Raw genomic sequence first — 19861 nt, 5'->3', positions numbered from 1 at the left:
CTTGGGAGATTTTAATGCGTCATGTCTTTTTTCCATGGGTGCTTTCTTTGGGTGTGGCCGCTTTGTGCGCCTGCAGTTCTGCCCCTGCGAAAAAGACGGATGATGCCGCGAAATCCCTGACGGCCGCTGATTCCGCCTTGGTCCAGAAGGTGGTTGAAGATACGGCCGGAAAGACTTCCAAGGTCGAAGTGGACCTTGAAGCGGCCCATGAATTTTTCTTCCTTGCCAAAAACATGGAAATGCGTGGCGACCAGCGTGAGGCGGATTTCTTCTGGAAGCAGGCCTACAAGGCCGACCCAACGAGCCGTTACTTAGGCTTTGGTGTCGCTGAACGCCTGGTGGCTGCAGGCGAAGATTCCTTGGCTCTCGTCGAAGCGAAAAAGGCATCGCAACTCAAGGGCAAGCGCACGGCAGCCCAGTATGCATTGCTTGCCCGACTCTACGTGAAGGTGAGCGAAGCCGATTCTTGCCGCAAGTATTTTGTGATGGGACTTGATTCCTCGCGCTATCAGGACATGGCTTTGCTTTATGACTATAGCCTTTTCCTCGAAGCGGTCCGTGACGAAAAGGAACTTGTCCGCATTTACGACTTGCTTTTGCCGAAGGTCAACTACATCTCGACCTTGTTCCAGCGCCAGCTTTCGCTCCTCCTGGATCTTGGTCGTGATTCCGCTGTTGTTGAACTTTTTGGCAAGGCGCACGAGGCAACGGGCGACAAGCAGATGCTTTTGCAGAAGGTGCGCGGCCTTATGGCAATGAAGCGCTTCAAGGAAGCGGCCGCCATTGTTGACACCCTTACGAGTGCAAAAACCGAAGACGAAGAAATGACAATTATGGTGCTTTCTTCGATGCCGGGGGACAGCGCCTACGCTTTTGCACGCAAGAAGTACTTTGAAGACGGCGTTAAGACGCCTGCCATTTTGTGTTTTATCGGCCAGTACGAATATGACGTCGACATGCGCGATAGTGCTAAGGTTCACCTGTTGCAGTCCGTCGATAAGTTGCAGGGCCAGCCGAAGTATGCAAACCGTGCATTCCTTGGTCTTGTGAATATCTTTGCGAGCGAACAGAATTTTCCTGAAGCGATAAAGTATGCCGAAAAGTCCGATTCTGTATCGAACGGCGATACCCGAATGCTGCTTGCTTCTGTGTATGCTCTTGCAGACAAGTACGAAAAGGCGTTCCCCTTGCTTGATTCGCTTATGAATTTCTGGGAGAACTGGAAGCCGCTCCCGGGCGTTGTGGATTCTGTGAATTTAGTACAGATGAAGAACGAGGCGCAAATCAAGTATTTGCAGGTTTTGGATATCTATTCAAGAGCGCTTATCGGCGAGGCCTTGGACCTCGAAAAGGACTTGAAGGCAGATTCAGCCAAGAAGGCCCGTGCTACGAACAATCGCACCCGCGCCGAGGCCATGCTCGAAAAGTTCTTTGCGAAGGATTCCTCGTACAATCGCGTGCGCCTCTCGATGGCGATGAACCTGGAACGCCTCAAGCGCTATGACGAATCGTTCCGCCATTTCGAATTTTTGATAAAGAAAAACGAGTTCAGCCCACATGAAAGGGCTTCGACGCTCAACTATTACGGCTATTCGCTCATCGAATTGAACCGCTCGACGGCAGAAGTCGAGAAGGGTTACAAGCTCGTGCTCGAAGCGCTCGCTCTGGAAAAGGATGGCGAATCGAAAGACGCTTACCTCGATTCCAAGGCTTGGGGGCTCTACCGCATGGGCCGCTTTGATGAAGCTTATGAGGCCATGCAGCTGATTGACAGCAAGAAAATGAGCCGTGATGACGTTTTCTGGGAACACATGGCTGCCATCCAGGACGCTCTTGGCCTTAAGAAAGAAGCCCGCAAGTCTTACCGGAAATTGCTGAAGCTGAACCCGAAGCACCCGGATGCATTGAAGTTCTTTGGCAAAAAGAAGTAGGTGCTTATGACCGTGGCTAAGTGCGGCGCCTTTTTGCGGGGACTTTTTTTACTCCTTTTGTTTAGCCTCTTTTTGATTGGCTGCACCGGTGGAAAGCCGGCGACCGATCCTGCTTCGCAGAATGTTGAAGCCCCTGCCGATAGCTTGCGTGCAAAATTCACCCTTACGATTTATTCGCAGGATGGAAAATCACAGGAATTGGATGCCGTGCTGTTTTCTGTGCCTGGCAAGCGCTACCGTATGGAACTTACGGGCTCGCTAGGCATTGGAGTGGCCTCGCTCTTGTGGCTCCCTGAAGGCTGGCAGATGGTTTTCCCGACTGAAAAGCTTTACATGCAGGGCGTGGGCTACATGGTTGGCCTTCTGAACGATCCGTCGCTCCCGCTAGTGCATATCCACCAGGTGGCAGGACTTTTTGAAGGTCATGTGGTTCCCGAGAAAGTCGAAGAAATCTCGGTGCGCGATTCTGTGATTGTTGGCGTCGGGAGTTCTGATTCCTCCGTTGTGAAAATTCACGAAGCCCGCGATGTCCTGACGCGCCACTATACCTACGCCGAAAAGGATGGCGAAGTGCTTTGGCTACAGACGCTTGGCCGCGATGGCAAAGATGAAACACTTGTCATCGAGGAATACAAGGAATTTTCCGGTGTAAAGACTCCTTCTAAAATTTCCTTTATTCGTGACGAAACGACATTCCTCGAAATTCGTGTGCGCAAAGTCGACCACGGAAAGAAATTTGGCATGGGCACCTGGCGCCTCAATATCCCGAGAAGCTACCAGCGCATTGGCGAATAACTAGCGTTTTTTCCGTTCTACTTGTACTTTCGCTTCACTCGCCTTACGCAGTTGTCCTACTAAGTAGACTTTAAATTAAAAAAACTAAGTTCTAAGTTCTAAGTTCTAAGTTCTATTTTAGTAAATTATAAACATGAAGTTAAATGCCAAGATTTTCGCATTGTTTTTGGGGGTCCTCTCTTTTGCGTCATTTACGCATGCGGCGGACACGCTCGAAGTTTTTGTGCTGCGCGTGCAGTTTAAAAAGGAGTCTCCGGACAACTCGCTCACTACGGGTACCGGGCGATTTGGCTCCGATACGGCAACGTATAACCTGGACCCCTCCGAAAGCCGCGGGAACAAGTATTACTGGGAAAAGCATTTGCAGTTTGCGAATTCCTATTACCAGGCGGCAAGTGGTGGCAAACTCGTCATCAAGACGACGATATTCCCTGAAAATGGGACGGCTTACGAAATCAACAAGCCGATAATCGACTATAACCGAACCCAGAAACTGAAGGGCGAAAAGACGGCTGCGTATGACGAAGCCCGCAGCCATGACTACTTGCGTTTTGTCTATGACGCGGTGATGGCCGCGCACAAGTCCGAAGATGGATCTCCGTTCAAGATTCCGCTTTCCGAAAATCCGAATACCAGACGTTCGTTCATGATTGCGCATGCGGGTGCTAACCGCTTGCTCGATGGCGGCAGCATGGGGACCAAGGGCGCAAATACTCCGGGGGATTTCCTGGATATTTACATTGGAAGGCCGGACTGGATTTACCTGCAGAGTGATTCGCTTCCGGAGCTTGTTGTTTCTGATGATTCCCTGTACAATGGCCTTGTGCTGAAGGGTTCTGCAATTGATACGCTCAAGAGCATCATGGTGGTGAGCGAAACGGCATCGCAGGATGGCCTGAACTGGGGAATTAACGGCATTGTGGTGAACCAGATTGGCCGTGAACTTGGCATGCCCGATACCTACGACCGTGTTCAGGGAATTTCTCGCCTGGGCTATTTCGATGTGATGGATTTTGCAGGCTACAATACGGGTAACGGATTCTTCCCGGTTTTACCGGCGGCTTGGGAACGTGCCTACATGGGTTGGTCGGCTGTCAAGGAAGTACACCCGACAGCAGGGCATCCGGTGACGGTTGATATTGCGGCTGCGGGTAGCGGCCTCGGCACCGAAATTGTGAAGGTCGCCTTGAGCGCAAACGAATACATCTTGATTGAGAACCGTCAGCGCTCTTGGGAAAAAGATGGCAAGGTGACTGTTTATCTTGGCGAGGCTAAGCAAAATAACGATGTCGAAAAGCGCTCGGTCATTGCAGATAGCCTGAATACGGTTTTTGAAGATAGCCTTTGCACGGATGGCAAGTGCAAGCGCAATACGAACATGGCGAAGGGGCTTGTGCTTGGCGTGAGCAGCTTTGATGCGGCTCTCCCGGCGAGCGGTATTGCCGTGTGGAAGGTGAACGACTGGTACTTGCGCGAAGCGGTGCAGTACGGGGCCGCAAACCTTTGGGGTGGTGATGATTTTCGCGACCATCAGTTTGGACTTTCGCTTGTGGAATCCGATGGCGTGCTGAGCATTGGCAAGACGTTCAAGAATGCCATTGGTGAAGATGCCTATGATTTTGGTGGCGGTACGGACCTGCTCCCGCATGCCCGCTATTCAAAGGACAAGAAACCTACGGATACAGTCAAGACGATTCTCCCGACGGGCTATGCCAATACGGCTACGACGCTGGGCGGCCATACGGGAATCAAGATTTCTGTCGAGGTCCCGAAGGATGCCCGTATCGAAAGGAACGCCAACTCGTTCAAGGGCGATAGCGTGTATAACTTTGCCGCTCCGATTATTCGCGTGACGATTAGCGTCGATGACGGCAGTATCGAAAATTCGAAATTCCCGAAAAACGTCGGGCTTGCAAATGCTGTGCGTGGCGCCGTATTCGTGAATTATGAAAATGACGAAACGGGCAAGGCTGTTGTATTTGCCTCCGAAGATGGAACGCTCCAGGCGATGAACGCTCTTGGCGATTCCCTCTTTGCCTCGGATACGTCTGTCGTGATAGAACAGGTCTCGAAGAACAATGCCAAGGTGGAGCAGCTGCTGTATCGCGTGGGGCCGAATTATGGTCCGCTTGTCGGGCTTGCTGGTGACGGAGAACGCGTTTATTCGTTGCATAAAAAGTACTTGGTGCGCACATCGTTTAATGCCGGTGTCCCGATGCAAGACGTAATGGACTTGCAGAAATCTGTCTCGGGAGCCCCTGCAATCAAGTCGGCATTGGTCGGCCCGATTGTGGCTAACTCGCACTTGTTCTTTGCTTCTGATTCGGGATTCTGGACGGTGAACTTGACCGACGAAATGACCCGTACGTTTACATCGACGGAAGGCGTTCGTCCGCAGGACATGGCTCTTTGCAAGGTGGACAAGAAGGATTACTTTGGCGTGGTCGTGGGCGATGAAGGCAAAATCTTCATGCGCAAGTTTACGCTCGAAGACAAGGCCGATGAACGCCCGAGCTTTAGCAAGCAGAAGGCGGGCTATGCGCAGTTGTCTGTCGCCAGTGGCGAAAAGTTCCGCGTGGCCTGTACGGACTTGGACCGCGACGGAACCGTTGAGGCAGTGATGCTTGGTTCTCGTGGGACTATTGCAAGCTTTAAGCTTTCTGAAGGCGACAAGCTCAATGCAGAATGGGTCCGCGATTACAAGCGCGGCGCTTCTGGCAAGAACGGTCTCACGGATGAAAATTCTGGCATTGCTCTTGGCGATATCAACAACGACGGCTATCCGGAAATTGTATTCCTCGGTGATAATTTGGTTTATGCGCTCGACCGCTTTGGCTTGCCGTTAGATGGCTTCCCGGTGACAATCAACCGTGGTGCGCCGATTCTCGGATTCCAGAGCGACCCGCTTCTTGTCGATGTCACGGGCGACAAAATTCCAGAGATTCTCGTGCCGTCGAACAATGGCCTTGTCTATGCTTACACAAGTGCGGGTAAGCGTGTGTCTGACCGCTTCCCGATTGCGGCTGGCAGTTATGAGTTGACGGATTCACTTTCGCAGCTTGTGCCGATGAGCATCTTTGTAACGGATGCTGTCAAGGAATCCAAGGGCCCTGAACTTTATGCGTTCCACAGGAATAGCGTGGCGGCGTTCCGTCTGGACAAGGCTGCCAACGGGGCCGAGAAGACTGCAGCTGCATGGGCTCTCCCTGCGGGTGGCAACGAACGTACGGGATTCTTCGATGCTTCCAAGCTTGGCGATATCAACGCCATAAAGTCGAGGGACGAAATTTCGGAATTCTTCATTTACCCGAACCCGGTGCGCGGTGGCGATGCGAAGGTGCGCATGGAACTTGGTGCAAAGCCGCAGTCCATCAAGCTTGAACTGTATGACATCACGGGCCTCTGCGTTTTCAAGACGAACATCCCGGATGGCGTTGCGGGCAAGAACCAGGCCAATCTCGACTTGCGTAATCTCGGCAGTGACGTTTATACGGCCCGCCTGAAGGTCAAGTTCCAGAGCGGCAAGACTAAGCAGAAACTTTACCGCGTGGGCGTTGTCCGCTAGCGGTTGCGTTTAGAGCCTAAAGGGGACGTGGTTATGAATCGTAGACTTTATCTGTTGAATGGCCTTGTGCTTGCATTGTGTGCGTCTGTTCTGCTTGTGGCGTGCACGGCAAGTGGCGATGCTGTCGAAAGCGAGGCCGTTTTCCCGATAGACAAAAATAAGACGTCTAGTTCCGATTCGAAAAATTCATCGAGCGCCATCGCGCCTGATGTAGACCCCATCATTTTTGGCATGTTTGACTGGAAGCGCATTCCCAAATCTTCGATTACGCGTGGCGTGAATTCCTTTGGAGTAAACTCCTTTGCCATTGCATCGACCGAAGTGACCCAGAAAGTCTATGAATTTGTAATGAATGGGCTTCCGAAACAGTCGAAAGAAGGCGAGAATAGACCCGTTTCAAACGTGGACTGGTACCATGCCGTTCTGTTTTGCAATGCGTTCTCGAAGCTTGCCGGGCTTGATACATCTTACGTTTACAAGTCCATCTCTAAGGACTCCGTCTTGGTGGACTTGAAGATTGACTATTCGGCCGCAGCTGTAAGGCTTCCGACTGAAAACGAATGGGAAGTGGCGGCCCATGGCGGCACCACGACAACTTATTACTGGGATACCGATGTGGCGTCCAAGTATGCTTATTATGGACAAACTGCCGGACCTGATGAGGTTGCTCAAAAGTTGCCTAATGGTTATGGCCTTTATGACATGGCAGGAAACGTCGCCGAATGGGTTAACGACTGGTATGACGCTTATCCGAAAAACAAGAGCGACAACTACACAGGGCCAAATTCAGGCGAATACCGCATTGTCCGTGGCGGTGGCTGGTCGGACAAGGTAACCGCGCTTGCTCCAAAGGAACGCGAAAAGCTCGCACCTGCCCAGTCCAAGGTGACGGTTGGCTTTAGACTGGTCTATTCTACCGGTTTTTAAAGTTCTGTTCCTTTAGCCTTGTCTGAAATTTTTTAGATTATTGTACATGAAATATGCCTATGTGCTAGCCGCAATATTTTGCGGTCTTTTTGTGGGTTGTTCCGAAGAAAAAAAGGAACCGCTTCCTGACTTGCCTCCCGTAGAAATCCCTGCGGATGTCTTTGGCTATTATATGGGCAAAATGCCGTGCGATGACTGCAAGCAGCGTGTCCTGGAAATGGATTTGCTCAATGACGGTTCCGCTCAGGTTATTGAGTCCGTTTTGAAAGATTCCCTGCATGTCGATACGCTCCATGGGACGTTTGTGTATGCCGATAGCATCGTGAAACTTTCCCTCACGGAAAATAATGCTGCATGGGCTTTCAAGCGCGACCGTGTCGGGAACTTGGCATTGATGAAGTTTGGAAGCGTGTACCGCGATGCCGAAGGCATGAAAGCGGTGCTAGTCCGATTCTATAAAAAAATTAAGATGTAAGAGCGAGAGAATATGTTTACTGCCCTGATTGCCGATGATGAACCTCTAGCTCGCGTACGCATGCGTTCTCTGCTCGAAGCGTATTCGGGCGAAATTGAAATTCTTGGTGAAGCATCCTCCGGTGCGCAGACCATTCAGAAAATCCACGAACTCGATCCGGATGTCGTTTTCCTGGATATCCAGATGCCCGACATGGATGCGTTCGAAGTCCTGAAGTCGCTCAACGAAGATGATATCCCGCTCATCGTTTTTACGACGGCGTATGATAATTTTGCCCTCCGCGCTTACGAAGAGAATGTCGTCGATTATCTCCTCAAGCCAATCGATCCCGAACGTCTGCAGGCGACGATGGGCAAGCTCCGCAAGCGTATGCCGCACGAAAGCGGCCAGGGCGTGCCTGCCGATTTCTCGTGGGACAAGTTTAAGGAACTGATGAGCGCAAGCGGACTGTACATGCAACGCTTGCAGGTCAAGCAGTCCGACCGCATTCTGCTTGTGAACATGGACGAGGTCATCCGTTTCCAGAGCGAAGAAAAGTACACGACCGCTTACACGACTACATCGCAGTATGTGATTGACCAGACGCTTGTGGAACTCGAAAAGCGTCTGGACCCGCGCCAGTTTGTCCGTGTGCATCGTGCGCACCTGGTGGCTATTGACTATATCGCCGAAATCCGCAAGACGGATAGCGGCCGCCTGTGCATCGTATTGCGTGACAAGAATCGCACGCAGATTACGGTGAGCCGAAATTTTGTAAAGACTGTTAAGAGTCTGTAATTTGGAGTTTTGATGGAACAGATACCTGAAAAAAAATCAGCAAAGAAGTTTTTGAAATCTTTTACGCGTGAAGTTATTGTCCCTGTCGTCCTTGCGCTAATCGTTATCCAGTACGTCATCCAGGCGTTCCAGATTCCGAGCGGTTCTATGGAAGATTCCCTCAAGACGGGAGACTTCTTGCTGGGTCTCAAGTTTACTTATGGTTCCCCGATTCCGTTCTCGAACCAGAAGTTCCCGGGATACGCCGAACCCAAGCATGGCGATGTCGTTATCTTCCGCTATCCGGGTGAGCCTGAATATCCCGATAACAATCCCAAGCGCTACACGCACTTGTTCAATGCGCTCATGCTCGGCAATTATTACTGGGACCATTCTCCAGAAAATGGCCAGCCGCATATTGTGCATTACGGCGATGGCCCGAAGGATTACATCAAGCGCTGTGTTGCCGTGAGTGGCGATACTGTTGCCGTACATGGCGGCAAGCTCTTCTTGAATGGCAAGCGTCAGGATTCGCTCCCGGCATTCGGAAAGTGGACTGCCAGTGTGCGCACGTTTTCTCCGCGTGACGAGGTCGAAGAATTTGTGGTGCCCTCGGTGGGCGATACGCTGTTCGTCGATTCTCTCCCGATGATTAAGCTCTGGTGGCTGCGTTCGCTTGTCGCACAAGAAAATCCGGATTCTTCTGTGCGCCTGGAACTTTCGCTTTTGCGCGATGGCCGCGAAAACAACAATTACGTGTTTACGGACTTTAGGTTCCCGGTCGAAAATGACCGCGGTCTTTTGTTGCAGTCGATGTACGACCGGAATAGGACTGTTCGCCAGCAGCGCTTTATGCAGGGCGATACGTTATCTGGCGCCATGCCGTTCAGCTATTTTAGGGAAATTACGAAGATTGGCTTTTTGCCTTTGATCGACCCGCACGATCCGCAGTTGAATAGCGGCTTTACGCGCCCGGTAAGCTATGTGTCGTTTGAAGGTTCCGTCCTCCAGGACCTCGAAGGCAACGTGAAGCGCTTGAATGCGGTAACGCCTGTCCAGGATTCTACGGATTCTGCTGAAGTTGTCGAAAAGAACCATTTTGAAATCCAGCGCAGCCTTTATTTGGGTTCCGAAAAGATTGACCGCTATGTCGTGAAGTACCCGCAGTTCTTCATGATGGGCGATAACCGCGACAACTCTGCCGATAGCCGCTACTGGGGCGTGGTCTCGCTCCGCAACATCCGCGCAAAGGCTTTTGTCATCTACTTCTCGTTTGAAAATGATGATGGGAAGTTTGCCCTTGGAAATCCGCTCACCTGGTGGCGCATCCCGTTCCGTATCCGTTTCACCCGCATTGGCAAGATTATCGACCTGATCAAGTAAATGAAGTTTTCGAGTGTGGCATATTTCTTGGCGTCGTGCCTGATGATTGCCGCTTGCGCAACGCAAGTGGCTCCGACAGGCGGTCCCGAAGATAAGCTCCCGCCGCGTGTGGCTGGAGTCTTGCCTGCGCCGAAGACGGCGAACCACCCGAATGAACTTTATGTGAAACTTGAATTTGACGAATGGATTAATGCTTCGATTCCGCGTGGGGCCATAACTATTTCGCCTCCGATCGAAAAGAAGTTGCGTTACGAAGTGCACGGCAAGACGCTTGAAGTCTATTCGCGTGCGGAACTCGATACCGGTACGACTTACACCGTGACATTTGCGGGTGGTATCAAGGACTTGCGCGGAAACGCTCTTGCAAAGCCTTTCCAGGTGGTGTTCTCGACGGGTGCTACGATTGATTCGCTTTCTATTTCTGGTCGCGTGATGGTGAGCGATTCCCTTGTCCGCAAAAAAGCTTATCCGAGCGTCGGCCTTTATCTGATGGGCCCTGAACGTGAGTCCAAACGCTATCTCGAAAAGTATCGCGATACGACCACGAAGGTGCTCGATTCCCTCCCGATGCTCACGAAGGAAGAGCCGCTTTACCTCACGGCAGCGGATAGCATCGGTAGCTTTACGTTTACGGGCCTCAAGGCCGGGCGTTACCGCGTTGTCGCTTTTGTCGATGGAAATGGCAACCACAAGATTGAACCCTCGTCGGAACTTGCGGGCGTGTGGATATCGGACTTGAACCTTGAGGAATCTACCCAGGATACCTTGTGGATTGCACTTGCCGACCAGGATACGACACTCCTGGAAATGGATAACGTCACACAGCCGTTTGCAAACATTCTCGAAGCAAACTTTACGCGCCGTGTGTATTTCGATTCCGCGTTTGCCGATACGTCCAACTGTTACCTTTCTTCGTCCACGGGCGATACGCTTTATCCGCGACTTGTGTATCTCGGAACATCGAGCGCTCCGCGTTTCTACTTTGACCCGAAGCCGAAGGACGAGGTCCTGTACAAGTTTACATGCCTCAATGCTCACGATTCCCTGAACCGCGCTTTGGATACGGCTCGTAACTATGCCGAAATCGAATGGAAGGAAATGGAAGGCGATACACTTGATCCTTCTATCCAGACAGTCAAGATCATGGGGAAGGCGAAAAATGCGTTCCCGGATGATTCCCTTGTCGTGATTTACAATAAGCCGGTACTCGATTCCCTGAAGGATATGTTCTTTATCGTCGAGAACAAGGATACGACTCAGGTATCCGTCCATAAGCTTGACCCGATTCGCTATGTTGTCAAACGCAGCGAGCGCTGGCCAACCGATTCTAAGTTCTCCTTGTTGCGTGGCTATCAGGATACGACTTTGGCAAAGGCCGATAGCAATGGCGTTCGCGATACCGTGATTGAGACAAAGTATCAAAGCAAGCTTACGTTCGAGACGATTTCTAAGTTGAAACTGGCCTCGATGGTGGGCCGTATTCCCGGTGCAAAGGAAGGCGCTATTGTCCGCCTCAAGTCTGCCGAAACCGGAAAGTTTGAATATGCAAAGTGCTCCCGTTATGGGGCTTTCGCATTTAGCGACCTCGTTGAGGGCGGCTATATTATTGACTATTATTATGCAGACAAAGGGACCGATTTGCCTGATGGCGGATCGCTCAATCCCTTCAGATTTGGTTCTGCTTGGCGAGCCCCGCTTGATACACTTAAAATCAAGAGTGGTGCAAACGATTTAGAACAACTGATGCCGAATTTGCCGGCATTGCCTTAAAGGATGGATTAAGATGGTAAAGATTCCCGCATTTGTAGCGCTTGACTTGGAAACGACAGGTCTTGATTTCGAGAAAGACGAAATCATTGAGGTCGCGCTCGTTCGCTTTGAAAATGGCGAACCGAAGGAAAATCTCGATTTCCTGGTGAAACCCTCTTCTGCGGAACTCCGCCCCTTTATCGAAACGCTTACCGGCATTAACAAGGCCGATCTGGAAAACGCATCGGATTTTGCAACGATTGCAGGCCAGGTTTGCTCCTTTGTCGGAGACCTCCCGATTGTCGCGCACAATGCCGTTTTCGATTCCAAGTTCTTAAAGCAGACGTTTACGAAGGTCGGGATTTCTTACGATTCCCATGTGTTCTGGGATTCGCTCACGCTTTCGCGCATTGCTTTCCAGGATGTGCCGAACCATCGCCTCGATACGCTCGTGCAGGAACTGAACATTGAACGTAGCCGTGCCCACCGCGCCTTGCCCGATGCCGATGCTTGCGGACGCTTGTTCGTGAAGGCACTCGAAAAGATTTCTACGATGGACCCGTGGATTTACGATGCCCTTTCTAAGGTGGCAAAGGGTTCTGGCTATGAGACGCTTTTCACATCGAACGTCGAAACACTTACTCCTCCGAAATACAAGTTGCCGACAGCCCCTGCATTGGAAGCATTGCCCAAGTCCAAGGCTCCGCGCGTAAGCGAGTTCTTCAAGGAAGGCGGATTCATCTCGTTTGTCGTCGATGATTACAAGCCGCGCCACAACCAGCAGGATTTTGCCTCGGTCATGGAACGCAACATGTACAAGGGCGGCCTCTGCGTGCTCGAAGCTCCGACCGGTTCTGGAAAGACTCTGTCTTACCTCATTACCGCAGCAAACAAGGCTATCACGGGTGAACGCGTGCTTATCAGTACGGCAACGCGCACCTTGCAGGAACAGCTCTGGACCGAAGCCATCCCGCAGATTGCAAAGATTTACAATGGAGAACTCCGCCCGGCAATTTTGAAGGGCCGTGACAACTACCTTTGCCTCCGCAAGTTCGAAGAACTGCTGATGCACCCGCAGACGCTCCTCTCCGCCGAAGAACGCGATTCCTTTATGGCGCTCATTCCGTGGGTCCTCACGACCGAAACGGGCGACATCAACGAATGCAATTCCTTTAGCCAAAGCCGCAATCGTGTGCTTTGGTCTAAGCTTTCTTGCAGCGCCTCTTGCTGCAACGGCGAAAACCACTCGCATCACGAAAACTGCCCGGCGCTCATTGCAAAGCGCAAGGCCATGAATGCAAATATGGTGCTTGTGAACCATTCGCTCTTCCTTTCGGACCTGCAGCTCGATTTTGCATTGCTCCCATCTTACGAACACATCGTGTTTGACGAAGCCCACCGCTTGCCCGAAATCAGCAACCAGGTGTTTGGCCGTTCCATCTCGTTCTTCGGATTCAGAAATATCGCGAAGACGCTTGAACCTTCCAAGGCGGGTGGCGATGGTCTCATTGCAGAAATCGCAAGCCGTATCCCGGCAGAACAGCCGGAACTCCATGAAATCTGCGACAAGCTCTCCGAAGCTCTTGGCGAAGCCGAAAAGGCTCTGCACCGCTTCTTCATGAAAATCGGTAAGAAGCTTGCCAAGCAGAAGAATGGCCGTAGCGGCTTTACGTACACGAACAGCATCCTCGCTGAATACGAAGCGGACCCGGCAACGTTCCTCGAGCAGTACAATAATGCACGTGGCTTTGCCGAAAAGCTCGTTGCCGCTACTGCGAACATGGACGGCCTCAAGGGTATCGTGAGTGATCTCGATAGCCGCATGACTGAAATCAGCCACTTCATCTCTGACTTTGAATTTGTCACAAAGGCGGGTCGCAACGACTGGGTCTTCTACATGGAAGAACCGTTCAACCCGCATACCATCAAGCTGCATGCGCTCCCGCTCCACTCCGGCAGCGTCTGGAAAGAAAAGTTCTATCCGTGGATCAAGTCTGCAACGTTTACGTCTGCAACGCTTTCTGTGCAGGCTGACCTCACGTACTTCTTGCAGAAGATGGGCATGGACAATTTGCGCTTGGGCAAACAGCCGTTCGTGCGCGTTTATACGGAACAGTCTGACGTGAACGAACGCCGCTCCGTGATGGTCGCGAAGTTCCTCCCGAAGCCTTCGGCTCCGGAATTTGGCGATGCCTTGAACGATACGCTTTTGAAGGTGCTCCCGAATGTCGAAGAAAACACGATGGTGCTCTTCACAAGTGTCGCAACGATGATGAAGGCGCAGGCTGTGCTTGCCCCAGCATTTGCTGAACGCAACAAGCTTTTGCTCTGCCAGCATGTCGATGGCTCGCTCGATGGGCTTGTCGCGATGTTCCGCAAGGAACGCGGCGCTTGCTTGCTCGGTTGCCAGAGCCTTTGGGAAGGCGTGGACTTCCCGGGTGATGCGCTCAAGCTGCTCGTCATTACGAAGCTCCCGTTCCCGAACCCGAGCGATCCGCTTGTCGCCGGACTCACGAACGAGATGAAGGCTGCAAACAAGAACTTCTTTAAGGATTACTTTATCCCGGAAGCCTACATCGAACTCCGTCAGGGCATGGGTCGCCTCTTGCGTTCCGATTCCGATTCTGGCAAGGTCCTCATCTTGGACAACCGCGTTGTCCTCGAACGCTACGGCAAGACCTTCGCCCGCATTTGGAATTTCAAGAACCGCATTGCAGGCTCCGTCTCCGACATCGAACGCTTCGTGAAGTAAATCTTGCGTTGTCACCCCGGACTTGTTCCGGGGGCGCTTCAAGTTCACTGAGCCCGCCGAAGTGAACTGCTTTGCAATGTGTCATCCTGAGCGAACCCTGGAGCGTAGCGATAGGGGAAGTCGAAGGATCCAGTGAATTGTCATGCCCGCCGCCGCGCGGGCATTCGCATACACATTCTTACAACACGGTCATGCCGCACTTGTTGCGGCATCGCCTTTTTTGTAGGAAAAACGAATTTTTGTATATTGATTTGTTAAAATGAATGTGTAAAAAGTAGTTGAATATTTAAAGTGGATAGAAAATGAAGAATGCAGTTAGACTTTTTGCCTTTATTGTTATGTTGTTTAATTCTCTATTTGTTGCTGGATGTGGCGAAAAAGATGTAGAGGTTCTAAACGAAGAGTGCAAGGAACATGGCTTTTTTACAAAAGGGGATTTGCCTGAATATTGCAAATATGAAAAAGAACGTTTCAAATTTTATATGGGTGTGGCAATAGAAGATTTCTTAAATACTTATGCAGCTAATGATAGTGCTTTTTCTTTAAAGGATGATTTGTTGATTTATTTATATGGTAGTAAATCGTTTATTTATTCGAAAAATAAAATTGGTGGTGATATACTATGGTCTGATTATTGTGAATCGTATATAAAATTAAATGAAGAGCAAATAAAAATTATTGATAGCCTAGAGAAAAAACTAATAGCAGAATCTGCTGAAAAACCTGTAACAGGAGAATATATGGGTAGATTGTTGCTATGGCGTGGAAAATACGGGGCCTCGAAAAATAAACATTTTGATTTCATTATTGTCAGCAATATATACTATAGTCCTAGGTCTGAACAAGATTATTATGCGTATCTAAAAGATTTGTACGCTGGTAGATGCAGAGGTGATGAAATTCGGGTAAAAAAGAAAATTGAGTTGCTAAAATGCTGGGAAAAAAAGGAAAAGAATCCTGAATTGCATTGTGGACCTTTGAACAATGATTAACATACCCCTAAGGGCGGAACCCTCCCCCATTTCTCACACCTGTTCACGTGAGTAGCCCCTTAACTAACCGCGTGATTTTTATTATATTTGGCACCCTGCTTTAAGGTGCATAATGTTTGATTTAAGTGCTTTTTTTGATGGAATGTCCAAGCCCTTGCTTCGTAACGCCCACGCGAAGGCGTTCGGCAAAAAGGGCCTTTTAAACAATGCTCTCATCCAGTCCGAAACGCTCTCTTACTATTCCGACAAGGAACGCGTTGCGGGACTCTTTTCCAAGATGGAAATGTGGCAGCGTCGCTGCCTGAACTTGATTTATAATAGCGGCTCCAGAGGCCTTGCGTTTAATGAACTTCGACTGACGGTTCCTGTGAGCAAGAACCGCGAACTCCAGACGTTCCTCCTCACGATGTGCCGTGAATACGTGCTTTATCGCTCCTTCGTGGGCGGCACCCCAATTTACATGGGTTTTAGCGATTTTATTGGTTGCTTTGACATCAAGCCCGAAGGCGAAATCGACACAACGTCTCCGCTGATTTCTTACCAGAATCTATTGGACTGGCATGTTTGCGTCGTGCTCGCGAACGCAAAAAAGAAGCAGCTCCGCATCAACACGAACGGAACGCTCCATCGCCGTGGCCGCCAGATTTGCGCCGAAGTGTTTACCGCTTCCCGTCACGCTTCTGAAAAGGCCTGCGAACAGGAAATCTCGCTCATCTTCAGCTTCCTCGTGCAGAACGGCTGGCTCGAACGCGAAAACACCTTCTTGCTCCCGTCCGCAACCGCTATTGACTTTATCCACAAGAACGGTTTCCGTCTTCATCAAGACGTGATTTCCTGGTGGATCAAGGAACGTTTCCATGGCGACCGCGACCTTTGTGCTCGCTTGCTTACTAGCATTGGCGAAGGCCTCTCCGCTGCTGACGCCGCACAACTTTTCTGGGTGATGGATCCGTCCTACCGCTTGCAAGAAAAGAACAAGGTGCTGCCGTGGGAATTCCTGCCGCGCCCGCTTTGCGAACTCTGGATTTTGGGCCTTGTTGATTTCCGCATGGCTCAAGGCAAGGTGACTGCCGTTGTCGTGAGCAAGTCCGGCAAGGACTGGCTCGAAACCTCTATCGCTTCGATTCCTGAAGCAAACCTCACCGCGCTCCCGAACTTTGACTTGGTCGTCTCGACTGGCATGGCTCCGCGCGTGCTCTACTCCCTCGCATGCCTTGCAAAAGTCAAGAACGACGAAACGTTCCTCTGCTTCACGCTCGAAAAAGAAACGTACGTCGCTGGCCTCAAGAGCGGTTTCCCGGAATCCGAAGTTGAAAATCTCCGCAGCTGGCTTAAGCCGCCTGAGAACGTCTCCTCGACACTTGCCGAATGGAACGCCTCGTTCTACGGCGCCAAGGTTCGCACCGCCCGACTCCTCAAGGTCGAAAGCAAGGAAGTCCTTAGCGAACTTTCCCGCTTCCCGCAGTTCATGGAATGCACCGAGGAATACATCCCGGGTTACGGCTTCATTTTGAATCCGGAACTGGAATCTCGTGCTTTCGAAATTCTCGAGAACTACGGCTTCTTCCCGTATGCTGGAGAATCGACCGAAAACCGCACGCCTGCCGCTCAAGAAGAATGGAAGGCTGAATTCTCGATTGCATGGCCCGAAGCAAAGAAGATTGACTACGAATTGCGCGACGAAGCTGACGAAGCTTCTGCCCAGGCGACGATGGATTCTACCAAGTACGGTAGCGTTTATCAGAAGTTGAGCACGTTCGACCTCGTGAAGGTTCTCCGTTACGCAAAGACTGTGGGTACTCCGCTTGCAGCCAAGATCATGGACAAGACCAAGCGAAACGCAAAGCTCGAAGAAAAGATGTTCTACGTGCATGCGCTCCACCTCGCAAAATCCCCGTCGATGGTCGAAATCCAGGAAAGCGGCAAGGAAGAAAAGTTCTCGCTCGACCTTTCGTTTATTCAAGAAATCAAGGTCCTGAGCAAGAAAGCCGCCGCCCCGCAAGGGTAAGTGCGAACTTCCCGTCATCCTTGTTTTGGGTGTTGTCATGCCGGCATCTCCTTTTTATTTCTATCATTCCTTCAATGAATCTTGTCCGCATATTCCTTTTCCTGGGTGCGCTTGCCGCGTACTCTTTCGGAGCATCCTCTTCTATGGAAAACCTTCTGTTCAATGGCCGCTGGGCCCATGATAACGGCGTAAGCCGTGCGAGTGCGCCTGCCGCATCCATCACGTTCAACGCCAAGGCTTCAAAGATTACGTTTACGGTCGAAGGTCATTCCCGCTGGCGCCTAGACCGCGACGGCAAGCCCGTTGAACAGTTCGAAGTCGATTCCAAGGAAGAACGCGCGATCAAGGTAGAGGACGATGGCAATTTCCATAAGTATCGCTTTATCAAAATTAGCGAAAGCGGCGTTCCCGAAATCAAGTTTTACGGCATTTCCGTCGATGGTGAATTTGGCGAAGCCCCCAAACCGTCCAGTCGCCGCATCGAGTTCATCGGCGATTCCTTTACCGCAGGCTATGGCTGCGAAGGCTCCTCCGCCGAAGACGCTCCCGAGTTCGACAAGACGAACGCTTCCAAGAGCTACGCCTACCTCCTTGCTAGCGGTTTTAATGCCGACTACCAGGTGAATGCCTACAGCGGACGCGGCCTTGTGCGCAACTACGACAATATGGTGCCCGAATGGACGTACGAACGCCTCTATGATTACACGGTCATGGGCTCAGTCACCTCGTATCCGAAACCAGAACGCTGGGATTTGGAAAAGTTCCATCCGCAAGTCATCGTGATTTTCGAAGGAATCAACGATTTTCAAGGTAATCCGCCGTATGCAGATAAAGGAAAATTCAAGAAAGCGTACACTAAATTGCTTGATAAGCTTCGTAAGGCTCACCCCGGCGTGAAATTCTTGCTTGTTTCTACGAAAGTATGGCCCAATGATGACCTTGCTCCGACCATAAAGTCTATTTACGAGGCTCAAATTGCGTCCGGTCACAAGGATTTGGAGTATAAACACGTGCTTACGTCGAATGTCGGCTTGCATGGCCACCCCGACACCCATTCCCAGGAAGAGCTCGCGAACACCTTGAGGCCCATAATAGCCCGGCTTGGACGATGGCTTTCGAGATAATTTTGAGACATGAAAAACCTTTTTTGTATATTTAATCGTACGATCCCTAAATTGGATATGTGATTATGTCTTCTAAAGTTATGCGAAAAGTCTATGCCCTTTTCAGGATGAATTTCCTGATTATTGTGCTCCTTGTGGTTACAGCTGTAGCCATGTTTGCATATAGGCATTTCTTAGACGACGTCCTCGAAATCAATCTTGGCGAATACCCTTACGTGGTGGCTAGTGCCGACTCTGTGGATGGGGGTACGTCTGCTATATCCATGACCCGTACCGATAGCTCTGTCATTATCGAGTACGAACTCCGCGAGGGGTATGCCTACCCGTATGTGGGTATCAAGGTTTATCTCGGCGATGGCAAGACCATGGGCCGTGACCTCTCCAACTACGATAGCATTTTCGTGTGGCTCAAGCCGCGTAACGAGGGGTCTGTCCGCCTTTACATGCGCGGTTACGATAGCGCCCTTTATCGCAAGAACGACGAAACTTCCCTCAAGTTCAACGAAATCGAATTTATCCCGACCAAGGAACCGTATCCGGCTGTGTTCGTCCCGCAGGAATTCCGCGTGGCAGGCTGGTGGGTCTCCCAGAACGAAATCAACGTCCACAAGGCCCGTGTAGACCTTTCGAACATCCCGCTCATTGAAATCCAGACGGGTACAAACGCTCCGCTTGGCTATGGCGGTTGGGAGATCAAGGGTCTCCGCTTCAAGGGCAAGAAGATTTCGCAGGTGGACCTCGTGACGACGCTTGTCGCCCTTTGGTTTGTCACCTTCCTTATCATCTTGATTATCAGGTTCTTTGACTATAGCCGTGAACGTGCTATGAACAGGAAGAAGCAAGAGGAACTCAAGAAGAACCTCATTGCTCTCGAAATCGAAAAGAGCGAATACGAAAAGTCGAGTAAGGAAGACCCGCTCACGGGCTGCCTCAACCGCGCTGGCTTTAGTGGCGTGCTCCTCCGCGAACAGGAAAAGCTGAACCGCACGGGTACGCCGGTCTCGTTCATGATTTTCGATATCGACCATTTCAAGAACGTGAACGACACTTACGGACATCTCGTCGGTGACGAAGTCCTCGTGAACCTCGCAAAGCTCGTGCAGGGCATGATCCGCAATACGGACTCGCTCGTGCGTTGGGGCGGTGAAGAATTTGTCATCTTGAGCGACGATACGAGCATCCAGAATGCCGCATTCCTCGCCGAAAAGTTGCGCAAGGCTATTGAAGCCTCTACGCTTATCACGCAGCAGCAGGTGACTTGCTCCTTTGGCGTGACCGAGATGGTGCCGGGCGAAGACCCGAAATCCCTCATTGCTCGTGCGGACAAGGCGCTCTACTCTTCGAAGGAAAATGGACGTAACCGCGTGACGGTTGCAACGTTCAGGCGTAACCATTAAGAGGTTC

13 protein-coding genes are annotated in these 19861 nt (G+C 51.0%); all 13 read left to right on the top strand.

All coding sequences use genetic code 11. From position 1 onward, the window contains the following. Positions 1-14: 14 nt before the first annotated feature. Entirely contained in the window at positions 15-1931 is a 1917-nt protein-coding gene (locus B7982_RS11705) for a hypothetical protein (protein ID WP_088660904.1), read from the top strand. Positions 1932-1988: 57 nt separating this feature from the next. Beyond that, entirely contained in the window at positions 1989-2726 is a 738-nt protein-coding gene (locus tag B7982_RS11700) for a hypothetical protein (protein WP_233138527.1), read from the top strand. Positions 2727-2859: 133 nt separating this feature from the next. Continuing rightward, the gene (locus tag B7982_RS11695) at positions 2860-6291 is read left to right on the top strand and encodes a hypothetical protein (RefSeq protein WP_088660902.1); all 3432 of its coding nucleotides are present in this window, start codon (positions 2860-2862) and stop codon (positions 6289-6291) included. A gap of 33 nt (positions 6292-6324) precedes the next feature. Beyond that, positions 6325-7218, top strand: coding sequence for an SUMF1/EgtB/PvdO family nonheme iron enzyme (locus tag B7982_RS11690; RefSeq protein WP_088660901.1), 894 nt, complete (start codon positions 6325-6327; stop codon positions 7216-7218). Positions 7219-7264: 46 nt separating this feature from the next. Then, on the top strand, positions 7265-7693 hold the full coding sequence (locus B7982_RS11685; RefSeq protein WP_088660900.1) for a copper resistance protein NlpE N-terminal domain-containing protein: 429 nt from the start codon (positions 7265-7267) through the stop codon (positions 7691-7693). 12 nt (positions 7694-7705) lie between these two features. Continuing rightward, a complete protein-coding gene (locus B7982_RS11680) occupies positions 7706-8470 on the top strand; it encodes a LytTR family DNA-binding domain-containing protein (RefSeq protein WP_088660899.1) in 765 nt (254 codons plus the stop codon). 12 nt (positions 8471-8482) lie between these two features. After that, the gene (gene lepB, locus B7982_RS11675; protein WP_088660898.1) at positions 8483-9832 is read left to right on the top strand and encodes a signal peptidase I; all 1350 of its coding nucleotides are present in this window, start codon (positions 8483-8485) and stop codon (positions 9830-9832) included. Between the two features lie 15 nt (positions 9833-9847). Then, positions 9848-11602, top strand: coding sequence for an Ig-like domain-containing protein (locus B7982_RS11670; RefSeq protein WP_233138526.1), 1755 nt, complete (start codon positions 9848-9850; stop codon positions 11600-11602). Between the two features lie 13 nt (positions 11603-11615). Beyond that, positions 11616-14333: a helicase C-terminal domain-containing protein gene (locus B7982_RS11665; protein WP_088660896.1), complete on the top strand. Its 2718-nt coding sequence runs from the start codon at positions 11616-11618 to the stop codon at positions 14331-14333. A 302-nt stretch (positions 14334-14635) separates the two neighbouring features. Further along, the gene (locus tag B7982_RS11660; RefSeq protein WP_088660895.1) at positions 14636-15325 is read left to right on the top strand and encodes a hypothetical protein; all 690 of its coding nucleotides are present in this window, start codon (positions 14636-14638) and stop codon (positions 15323-15325) included. A gap of 142 nt (positions 15326-15467) precedes the next feature. After that, entirely contained in the window at positions 15468-17333 is a 1866-nt protein-coding gene (locus tag B7982_RS11655) for a hypothetical protein (RefSeq protein ID WP_233138525.1), read from the top strand. A 74-nt stretch (positions 17334-17407) separates the two neighbouring features. Further along, positions 17408-18457 carry an SGNH/GDSL hydrolase family protein gene (locus B7982_RS11650; RefSeq protein ID WP_088660893.1) on the top strand — a complete coding sequence of 350 codons (1050 nt, stop codon included), beginning with the start codon at positions 17408-17410 and terminating at the stop codon, positions 18455-18457. A gap of 107 nt (positions 18458-18564) precedes the next feature. Further along, entirely contained in the window at positions 18565-19854 is a 1290-nt protein-coding gene (locus B7982_RS11645; protein ID WP_233138524.1) for a GGDEF domain-containing protein, read from the top strand. Positions 19855-19861 lie beyond the last annotated feature (7 nt).

Source organism: Fibrobacter sp. UWB2 (assembly GCF_002210425.1).
GTDB classification, from domain to species: domain Bacteria; phylum Fibrobacterota; class Fibrobacteria; order Fibrobacterales; family Fibrobacteraceae; genus Fibrobacter; species Fibrobacter elongatus.
The sequence above is the reverse complement of the archived record's forward strand: the minus strand, read 5'-3'. Positions and strand labels throughout refer to the sequence as shown.

Excerpts from the sequence above, each read along its gene's own strand:
- B7982_RS11705 (WP_088660904.1), top strand. The coding sequence starts at position 15 with ATGCGTCATGTCTTTTTTCCATGGGTGCTTTCTTTGGGTGTGGCCGCT.
- B7982_RS11695 (WP_088660902.1), top strand. The coding sequence starts at position 2,860 with ATGAAGTTAAATGCCAAGATTTTCGCATTGTTTTTGGGGGTCCTCTCT.
- B7982_RS11690 (WP_088660901.1), top strand. The coding sequence starts at position 6,325 with ATGAATCGTAGACTTTATCTGTTGAATGGCCTTGTGCTTGCATTGTGT.
- B7982_RS11685 (WP_088660900.1), top strand. The coding sequence starts at position 7,265 with ATGAAATATGCCTATGTGCTAGCCGCAATATTTTGCGGTCTTTTTGTG.
- B7982_RS11680 (WP_088660899.1), top strand. The coding sequence starts at position 7,706 with ATGTTTACTGCCCTGATTGCCGATGATGAACCTCTAGCTCGCGTACGC.
- lepB (WP_088660898.1), top strand. The coding sequence starts at position 8,483 with ATGGAACAGATACCTGAAAAAAAATCAGCAAAGAAGTTTTTGAAATCT.
- B7982_RS11665 (WP_088660896.1), top strand. The coding sequence starts at position 11,616 with ATGGTAAAGATTCCCGCATTTGTAGCGCTTGACTTGGAAACGACAGGT.
- B7982_RS11660 (WP_088660895.1), top strand. The coding sequence starts at position 14,636 with ATGAAGAATGCAGTTAGACTTTTTGCCTTTATTGTTATGTTGTTTAAT.
- B7982_RS11655 (WP_233138525.1), top strand. The coding sequence starts at position 15,468 with ATGTCCAAGCCCTTGCTTCGTAACGCCCACGCGAAGGCGTTCGGCAAA.
- B7982_RS11650 (WP_088660893.1), top strand. The coding sequence starts at position 17,408 with ATGAATCTTGTCCGCATATTCCTTTTCCTGGGTGCGCTTGCCGCGTAC.
- B7982_RS11645 (WP_233138524.1), top strand. The coding sequence starts at position 18,565 with ATGAATTTCCTGATTATTGTGCTCCTTGTGGTTACAGCTGTAGCCATG.